The sequence below is a fragment of the Thalassospira xiamenensis M-5 = DSM 17429 genome (genome assembly GCF_000300235.2).
Lineage (GTDB): Bacteria > Pseudomonadota > Alphaproteobacteria > Rhodospirillales > Thalassospiraceae > Thalassospira > Thalassospira xiamenensis.
Map to the genome: position 1 here is coordinate 151,665 of NZ_CP004388.1, position 8,336 is coordinate 160,000.

General features: G+C 54.1%; 9 protein-coding genes (1 of these 9 only partly in view). 5 read left to right on the forward strand and 4 right to left on the reverse strand.

The window, feature by feature from the left end; translation table 11 throughout:
* The first annotated feature begins 29 nt into the window (after positions 1-29).
* From metZ to folE, 3 genes are all read left to right on the forward strand, one after another.
* Positions 30-1,232, forward strand: coding sequence for an O-succinylhomoserine sulfhydrylase (metZ, locus tag TH3_RS00705; protein ID WP_007091868.1), 1,203 nt, complete (start codon positions 30-32; stop codon positions 1,230-1,232).
* Between the two features lie 214 nt (positions 1,233-1,446).
* Positions 1,447-1,839, forward strand: coding sequence for a Co2+/Mg2+ efflux protein ApaG (gene apaG, locus TH3_RS00710; protein WP_007091869.1), 393 nt, complete (start codon positions 1,447-1,449; stop codon positions 1,837-1,839).
* Positions 1,840-1,902: 63 nt separating this feature from the next.
* Positions 1,903-2,493, forward strand: a complete 591-nt coding sequence (gene folE / locus TH3_RS00715) for a GTP cyclohydrolase I FolE (RefSeq protein ID WP_007091870.1) — start codon at positions 1,903-1,905, stop codon at positions 2,491-2,493.
* A gap of 211 nt (positions 2,494-2,704) precedes the next feature.
* Here the strand turns inward: folE and TH3_RS00720 are convergent, their stop codons facing one another.
* Complete coding sequence (locus tag TH3_RS00720; protein WP_007091871.1) at positions 2,705-3,559, reverse strand: fructosamine kinase family protein; 855 nt, start codon at positions 3,557-3,559, stop codon at positions 2,705-2,707.
* Between the two features lie 3 nt (positions 3,560-3,562).
* Positions 3,563-4,039: a low molecular weight protein-tyrosine-phosphatase gene (locus tag TH3_RS00725; protein ID WP_040060329.1), complete on the reverse strand. Its 477-nt coding sequence runs from the start codon at positions 4,037-4,039 to the stop codon at positions 3,563-3,565.
* Positions 4,040-4,236: 197 nt separating this feature from the next.
* Between TH3_RS00725 and TH3_RS00730 the strand changes: the two genes are divergently transcribed.
* Both TH3_RS00730 and TH3_RS00735 read left to right on the forward strand, forming a co-directional pair.
* Entirely contained in the window at positions 4,237-5,196 is a 960-nt protein-coding gene (locus tag TH3_RS00730; RefSeq protein ID WP_007091873.1) for an AraC family transcriptional regulator, read from the forward strand.
* Positions 5,197-5,293: 97 nt separating this feature from the next.
* Positions 5,294-6,556, forward strand: a complete 1,263-nt coding sequence (locus TH3_RS00735; protein ID WP_007091874.1) for a hypothetical protein — start codon at positions 5,294-5,296, stop codon at positions 6,554-6,556.
* An 82-nt stretch (positions 6,557-6,638) separates the two neighbouring features.
* On the opposite strand, the gene TH3_RS00740 is transcribed toward TH3_RS00735, so the two are convergent.
* Both TH3_RS00740 and TH3_RS00745 read right to left on the reverse strand, forming a co-directional pair.
* Positions 6,639-8,075, reverse strand: a complete 1,437-nt coding sequence (locus TH3_RS00740) for an MATE family efflux transporter (RefSeq protein WP_007091875.1) — start codon at positions 8,073-8,075, stop codon at positions 6,639-6,641.
* 104 nt (positions 8,076-8,179) lie between these two features.
* Positions 8,180-8,336, reverse strand: partial view of a glycerophosphodiester phosphodiesterase family protein gene (locus tag TH3_RS00745; protein ID WP_007091876.1) — the final stretch only. 599 nt of this gene lie beyond the right edge of the window; the window shows 157 of its 756 coding nt (coding positions 600-756); the start codon falls outside the window, past its right edge; its stop codon occupies positions 8,180-8,182.

The following is an 8,336-nucleotide window of genomic DNA, read 5'->3' on the forward strand; positions in this document are numbered from 1 at the left end:
AATATGACCGGGCATATAGGAGCAAGACGATGACAACCGAAAAAAAGGCTTCTGATAAATGGCGTGCGGCTACCCGTGCAGTTCGCGGCGGCACGGCGCGTAGCGGGTTTAATGAAACCTCCGAAGCCATTTTTATGAATTCCGGCTATGTCTATGACAGTGCTGCCGAGGCTGAAGCATCTTTTGATGGTACCGGCCCGGAACGCTTTGTGTATTCGCGTTTTGCCAACCCGACGGTGGGGATGTTCGAAGAACGTCTGGCGCTGCTCGAAGGTGCCGCATATTGCCGTGCAACCGCATCTGGCATGTCTGCGGTTTGGAATGCCCTGATCGCGTGCACAAAGGCAGGCGGCCGTGTTGTTGGTTCGCGGGCACTTTTCGGTTCGTGCGAGTTTATCCTGACGACCCTTTTGCCCCGGTTCGGGGTTGAAACCGAACTGGTGGACGGCACAGACCATGCTGCGTGGGAAAAGGCATTGTCGAAACCGGCTGATGCCGTTTTCCTTGAAACGCCGTCCAACCCGACATTGGAAGTCATCGATATCGCATTTGTTGCCGATCTGGCGCATAAGGCCGGTGCCAAGGTTGTTGTTGATAACGTTTTTGCGACACCGATCCTGCAAAAGCCGATGGAATTGGGCGCTGACATTGTTGTCTATTCCGCGACCAAGCATATCGATGGTCAGGGACGCTGTCTTGGTGGCGCGATCCTTTTCAATGACAAGGAATGGCACGATAACCACCTGACAACGTTCCTGCGTCACACCGGTCCCAGTATGAGCCCGTTCAACGCATGGGTTCTGCTTAAAGGTCTCGAAACGCTTGGTCTGCGTGTTGATCAGCATATTCGCAATGCAACAGCACTTGCCGGGTTCCTTTCGGAACAGCCGCAGGTATCGCGCGTTATCTATCCAGGGCTCGAAAGCCATCCGCAATATGAACTGGCGATGAAACAGATGTCGGGGCGTGGTGGGGGATTGATCGCGATCGAGCTTGCCGGTGGAAAGTCGGCTGCTTTTTCGTTGCTCGATAATCTTCAGCTTATTGATATTTCGAACAATCTTGGTGATGCCAAAAGCCTTGCGACCCATCCGTGGACCACGACCCACCAACGTGTTCCGGCTGAAGACAAGATCACTATGGGCATTACCGAGGGCATGCTGCGATTGTCTGTCGGTCTCGAAGATATTGATGATCTGAAAGAAGATCTGTCTGCCGCGTTGCGCGTATAACAGTAAGCAGGTTCGGCGATATGCCTATGTCAGGCGGTCCGTATCTGCGCGGGCCGCCTTTTGCTTAGCCGCTAAAATACGTGATCGGGATGGCAAATTGGTGGCAGACATCTGGCACTTGGGGCATTGACTGTCTAAATATGACCTAGGTAAAGCAAAAAAGCGCAACGCCCTTGGCAGAAGGAACGCAATAAGAATTGGCCTGGAGTTTTGCATGTATTCATCCGTGACCCGAGACATAAAAGTATCCGTGCAACCTGTGTTCCTTGACGAACAGTCAGACCCGGACACCCATCGTTATGTCTGGGCCTATCGGGTTGTCATCGAAAATCATGGCCCGAAAACAGTACAACTTTTGAACCGTTACTGGCGTATTACCGATTCCCGGGGATCAACCCAGGAAGTCCGGGGATCAGGTGTGGTCGGCGAGCAGCCGGTTCTGGCAAGTGGCGAAAGTTTCAATTACACAAGCGGCGCGCCATTGGCGACGCCAAGCGGTTTCATGGTTGGGACATATGAAATGACTGACATGGATGGAAACCGGTTTGATATTGAAATCCCGGCATTTTCGCTCGACAGTCCGCATAGCAAGCGCACACTTAATTAAACGAACCAAGATCAGGGTCGGGAGCACATGACCCACAGGACAGAATTATAAAGAGGAAGCCAAATGTGCAGCGAAACCAGCGCCGTTAAACGCCCATCGCAAGAAGAAGCAGAAGAAGCCGTTCGTACCCTGCTTCGTTGGGCAGGAGATGATCCTGATCGTGAAGGACTGCGTGGAACGCCAGACCGTGTTGTGAGGTCTTACGGTGAATTTTTCGCAGGTTACCAGCAGGATCCGGCAGAAATTTTACGTCGCACCTTCGAGGAAACCGACGGCTATGACGAGATGGTCGTGCTGCGTGATATCCGTGTTGAGTCCTATTGTGAACATCACATGGTGCCGATTATCGGTGTTGCGCATGTCGCCTATCTGCCGCGCCGCCGGGTCGTTGGCATTTCCAAGCTGGCCCGTGTCGTCGAAGTTTACGCAAAGCGCCTGCAGATTCAGGAAAAAATGACCGCACAGGTCGCCAATACCATTCAGGAAGAACTTGATCCGCTGGGTGTTGCCGTCGTGATTGACGCCAACCATCAATGCATGAGCACACGCGGCATTCACAAGACCGGGGTGTCGATGGTGACCAGCCGGATGCTTGGGGCGTTTCGCGATGATCCGATCACCCGGCGCGAGTTTTTCGCGATGATCGGTCGATAGGGTTTATTTCGAATATAATGAATAGAGGCCGCCTTTCGGGGTGGCCTTTGTCATATGCACGGTTATGTTCAGTCGGCACGAAACTGCTGATGGCAGGATTTGCAGGTTTGCAGCACGTTGCGGAATGCATCGTTAAACTGACCAGCATTGTCGCTGCCACTTGGAAACAGTTAGGTAAAAGCCGATCCTGCATGGCTGCTGATTTTATCCGTCATACCCCAAAACGGGCGAGAATGCGATCCACGGAACCGACATAAGACCCACCGAAAAGACGAACATGCACCAGAAGCGGGTAAAGGTTGTAAAGTTCACGGCGTTCTTCAAAGAAGCCCGGCAGGATCGGGAAAATTTCCGAATACCGATCAAAGAATGCAGGTGTAAGGTCACCAAACAATGTGCCGAAGGAAAGCTCGATCTCCCGATCACCAAAATAAACTGCCGGATCAACCAATCCGGCGATCTTTCCCTGTTGGCACAGAATGTTGCCACCCCACAGATCGCCATGCAGCAAGGATGGTTTGCAGTCTGATGGCAAAAGACCACCAAGTTTGGCCGACAGGGTTTCGATCCGTGATAAAAAATGCCCTGGCAGTCGTCCGCAATTTGCTGCCTGCTGGGCCATGTAAAGCAGACGGTGATCGCGAAAGAAGGTGATCCAGTCGACCGTAAGGGGATTGGGCTGATCAAGGCCGCCAATAAGCGTGTCAAAGGACAACCCAAACCGGCCTTGTGTAACCTGATGTTGACTGGCCAATAGAACGGCAAGGTCACTTTGAACCTGACCATTCATGTGACCATCATTTTCTATGAAATGCATGATCAGCAACCCGGGCTCGGCATGTAACACGGCCGGAAATGGAATGGGGGAATGAGTGCCCAGATAGTCAAGCATCCGGCCTTCAATTTCCAGATTTGCCTCACCGCCCTGCTTGATGACGAGTTTACGACCATCGCGAAGATCGGCCCGCTTCACATCGGAAACGCACCCTCCCGAAAGCTGGTGATAGGCCGCAACCTCGCTTCCGGCAATGTCTTTAATCCGTTGTGTAATCACCGGCGATGCCATCGCTCAAATTCCATGCTTTTCCCTGATGTGAGTTAGCAAGGCACCTGACGTTTCCTCAATCATATCAAAAACCGATTTGAAGCCGTTTGCTCCACCATAATAGGGATCAGGAACGCTTTGTCCTTTACGGTTCGGGTGGTAATCCAAAAACAGTTCCAGCTTATCGCGATACTGGGTGGGACATTGGTTTTGCATATCGGCCAGATGTCCGTCATCCATTGCAAGGATGTAATCAAACTCGCTGTAATCACTTGAAGTGATTTTACGAGATCGGATCAGGGACAGGTCATAACCGCGACTGGCGGCCATTTCGCGTGATCGCGGATCAGCCTGTTCACCGGCGTGATATCCCGAAAGGCCGCAGCTATCGACTTTGATGGCATCATCCATCCCTGCTTTGCCGACCATGGTCTTGAAAATGCCATCGGCGGTGGGAGAACGGCATATATTGCCGGTACAGACAAACAGAACTTTAATCACGATATAGGCTTTCCGTTGGGTCGGGACCTTGCCAGACTGGCACATTCGGTGCCTTCGGCGCAATGATATCTACGGTAACTGCGCGAAACACCAAATGATCAATGTAACAGCTTCGTGACATTTTCTACGATAAGCTGACAGCCATCTCATATGTTTGTATGATCGCGCCAAGTGGCGGTTCAAAAATGTGATTGGTAATGCAGGAATTCGTTTCGTTTGGTTTGCATATCGCCCTGATCCGGCAGTTGGCGTGGTTGCCAAAGGGATATGATCTTGTGCCGGAAGGCACGGTCATCACCAGTGCTCGCCTGCGCAGCATTCTGCTTGCTCTTGAAGAAGCTAACGGGCCTTCGGTATTGGTGCGGCTGGGGCGTCATCTGGCGCTTAAGGAACAGCAACCGGTTTTGACCATGTTGCGCCAGGGGGCAACGCCCGAATTGATCGCGGATCGCTGGCATCGGCTTGAAGGTTATTCCCATGCCCGCAGTCGCACCGATTATCAGGCCGCCGGCAAATCATTGACCCTGCATCGTGGTGCTGTCCGTGGCCAGCCGCCCGCACGGGTCGAAAACCTTTTAATGCATGGTTTCATGGTTGGTCTGCTCGAAGCGGTCGGTGTCGAAAATGTCAGCAGCGCAATCCTGCCCAGCCATGGTCCTTCCATTCCGGTGATCCGAAATGGAAAACTGATCAAGAAACTCGATTTTGCCGGGCGCGCTTTACGTTTTCGCATCAGTTGGCAAAGCTATGTCGCGATTTCATCGGGCTATCCCTTTATGGCGAATATGCCCGGAACGGCGCCGACCGTCGGGAACAGTCGACCGGTCGTGCAAAAGCTTTGCGCTGTGCTTGAACATGATATCGGGCGCAGCTGGACGATTGAAGATGTTGCCAATGCGCTAGATACATCTGGCCGAACTTTGCAGCGTCGCTTGCAACAGGCCAACAGCCGTTTTTCCGATCTCCTGCGTCTGATGCGGGTACGCGAGGCGTGCCGCCTTCTGGCTGGCACCAGCCTGATGGTTGGTGAAATCGGATTTTGGTGCGGTTTTACCGACAATGCGCATTTCAGCCGTGATTTCCGTCGTCTGGTGGGGATGCCTCCTTCGGTGTATCGCGAAGCCAGTCTTGGTCATGCCGGTCTGACGCGCGCCTGATTAAATTGCGGCGGCGATTGACCGGTCTGGTTTCCTTGGGTATCAGCACGACAGCAACCATTGCGCCACTATCGCCGCCCAGATTGCGAGGCTATCCATGACTGATACATCCGCAACCGATCAGTATGCAGGTTTCCTGCCACCATTTTTCCGGGATCGCCCGGATGCAGAGGATGTGATGATCCGGACCTGGAAGGTCGGGGATCCGCTTGGCGATCATGATGTGCCTGAATTACCAGCACCGATTGCCATGTTCTTTGATCTGGTTGCAGCTGCCGCTGAGCGGGCCGGGTCAAACGGATTTGCCCATTTGTGGCTGGATCGCCATCCGCATGAACAACCGGGTTGGCGGCTTTCTGTTGGCCATGTCGGTTCTGCCGATGAACTTGATGCCGCTATTGCCAAACCCCTTGCCCGGCTGGGGGGGGCCATGGCGATGGCTCTGATCGAAACCGAAAGCTGGCATGTGACCCGTCCGCTTTGGCGCAAGCGCGCCGAACCGGTGCGTCTGACCTTCTGGGGGGCATTTGGCAAACACGCGCGCAGCTTGATCGGCCATCGGGATGCCGCCGGTTATTATCAGCCAATAGGGGCGGGCCTGCGGTCCGATCATGTGTTTGCCGCATTGCCATTGCTTGAAGATATGCTGGGCGATCCGTTTTTGCGCGATGGTATGGGATTTGAAGACGCGCTTCGTATCGGCATGTCGCTTGGGCGGGCGCACCTGCTTGAAAGCTGGATCGAAGCTGGCGGCGCGGAAAAGGAACCCTATTTCAGACCGATGCAAATCTGGCATCAGGCATGGCTTGCCAATGCTCTGATCGATCCGGCGGTGGCCACTCTTGCAATGTCGGCTCAGCCCCCGATGCCCGCCCTTGATTTTGATCGCAAAGCAGATCCGGAAACGCGGCGTGCCGCGCTTGACGATCTTTCTGGCTGGCTAACAGCGGTGTTTTTCAATGATGCCAATCCGGCTCTTCGCAATGCGTTCATTGCCGGGGTGCAAAATGCCGTCTGGCTTGATCCCGATTTGCAGCAATATGTTCAGCCCCAACAACGTGCCGAAATTCTGCAAGGCTTGATGCCCTATTGCCGCTGGTTCCTTGCGATGGCGCTTTATAACCATCTCGGTAATCTTGCTGCGGGGACTGCGCGTAAAGATCAGGTCGTATTTTACGCAGCCCTTGTCGAAGCCCTGCCGGAACTCTCGCCCTTGGGTGAATTTGCGACCCAGCGCGATATAGAGCAGCACATCATCCGTATTGATGCCGCACGGGCGGCTTCGGCACTCGATACACTGGTGCTGCCATTTTGCGATCTGCTGATGCCGCGTCTTAAACTCGATGCGGTGCGCGCCTAGCTTTGCATTGAGTGAAGCACTCAAAATAAAAGGTCCGCTGAGGGTATCCGGCGGACCTTTCTTTTGGCGATAAGGCGCTTGCCTATTGCTGATATGCTTTGATCGGGCGGCCCGATACAATCGCAAACCGGATGGCAAGGCCGCTAACCGCGACAAGGCTTGCGATCACAATACCCCAGAACAGTCCGGCAACACCAAGCCCGACCACAAAGGTCAGATAGTAACCTGTCGGGATCATCACACATATATATGACACCAGATGCAGGATTGTCGGGACCCATTTATCTCCGGCACCGCGCAATGCGCTGATGGCGGCGTTCTGCCCGCCATCAGTCGGGAAAATGATCGGCATCAGGATCAAAACACCGGCAGTCATGGCAATAACTGTGGCATCCTGACTAAACAGATGCGCCACCAGCCCCGGAAAGAAGTAAAGCGGCGTGCTCAGAAGCAGCATCACAATCATGGTCGTCAAAAGTCCGATCCATCCGGCCAATGCCATATCGGGCCGGTCGCGCCTGCCATAGGCTATGCCGACCCGAACCGACGTCGCCGATGCCAAACCAAGGGCCACCATGAACATCAATGCCAGCATCGTCATGGTAATACCGTAACTTGCCGCGGCAACAACGCCGAGCCGACCTGCGAAAAGCTGCATGGCGGCAAAGGCACTGGTTTCCATGCCTTGGCTGGCGCCCGCGGCATATCCCATATGGCGGGCATCGCGTGAATGATGCCACCAGCCTGAAAAGCCGTCGCGAATGCCGTAATCGGAATGGCTGCGCATCAAAAGGATATATCCCAGCAGACTGATCGCCATGACCCAGCGGATGACGGTCGATGTCCATGCCGCCCCTTCGGCTCCCATTTCGGGAAAGCCGAATGCGCCGTAAACCAGTCCATAATCCAGCACCAGATTAAGGAAGTTGGCACCGATCATCAGCATCATGCCGGGCAAGGGTCGTTGAAGGCCTTCAAGGAAAAAGCTGCACACAATATAAATCATTGCGGCGGGCATTCCGATCGACAGGATCATCGCAAGTTGGCTGGCATGAAGGGTAATGTCATCAGGCTGACCGGTTGCCATGAACAACCAGTCGGACTTCCAGGTAAGAATCATGAAAGTAATGCCAACCAGAATGGCATAGGGCATGCAGGCCCGCCATGTCTGCCCGGCTTCGCGCAGATTGTTTCGTCCGACCGAATGTGATGTCAGAATCATCACCCCGGTCAGAAGCCCGATGCCGGTTACCATCAATGATGTAAAAGGCGCGTGGGCAATGTTCAGATAGGCCAGACTGGCGCTATCGTAATTGCCAACAATGATCGTATCGACAACCGACATGATCAGCATGCCAAGCCGCGCAATCACAACCGGCAGCGCCAAACGGAACAGTTCGCTTAAATGACGCCGAACGCGATTATGCGGGTATAGGGGAACCGGCGGAACATTCGGTGGCAACCCTGCCGGATGATTGGGGGGCATACCCGGTGGGGCGCCGGGTGGTGTGATCGTCATAGTCTTCGTTTCCTCGTTATTATTGACGCGCGGCAGTCATTGCGGTGGCGGTGCAATGGCGGGTGGGTGGCGCGTAGCGCGTGATTATTATCTTGCCTGTCGGCTTATTTGTTCCGGCCCTGCGGGTTGGGATGACGCGGGATTGCGGCAATCATCTTTGCGGGATCATCGGTAATGACCGATGTTACCCCCCAGCCAAACAACTCTTTGGCACGGGCCGGATCATTGACGGTATAACAGACCAGCGGCACATTGGCCGCA

Bases quoted from the DNA above. Each gene is read 5' to 3' on its own strand.
- metZ (WP_007091868.1), top strand. From the start codon at position 30: ATGACAACCGAAAAAAAGGCTTCTGATAAATGGCGTGCGGCTACCCGT.
- apaG (WP_007091869.1), top strand. From the start codon at position 1,447: ATGTATTCATCCGTGACCCGAGACATAAAAGTATCCGTGCAACCTGTG.
- folE (WP_007091870.1), top strand. From the start codon at position 1,903: ATGTGCAGCGAAACCAGCGCCGTTAAACGCCCATCGCAAGAAGAAGCA.
- TH3_RS00720 (WP_007091871.1), bottom strand. From the start codon at position 3,559: ATGGCATCGCCGGTGATTACACAACGGATTAAAGACATTGCCGGAAGC.
- TH3_RS00730 (WP_007091873.1), top strand. From the start codon at position 4,237: ATGCAGGAATTCGTTTCGTTTGGTTTGCATATCGCCCTGATCCGGCAG.
- TH3_RS00735 (WP_007091874.1), top strand. From the start codon at position 5,294: ATGACTGATACATCCGCAACCGATCAGTATGCAGGTTTCCTGCCACCA.
- TH3_RS00740 (WP_007091875.1), bottom strand. From the start codon at position 8,075: ATGACGATCACACCACCCGGCGCCCCACCGGGTATGCCCCCCAATCAT.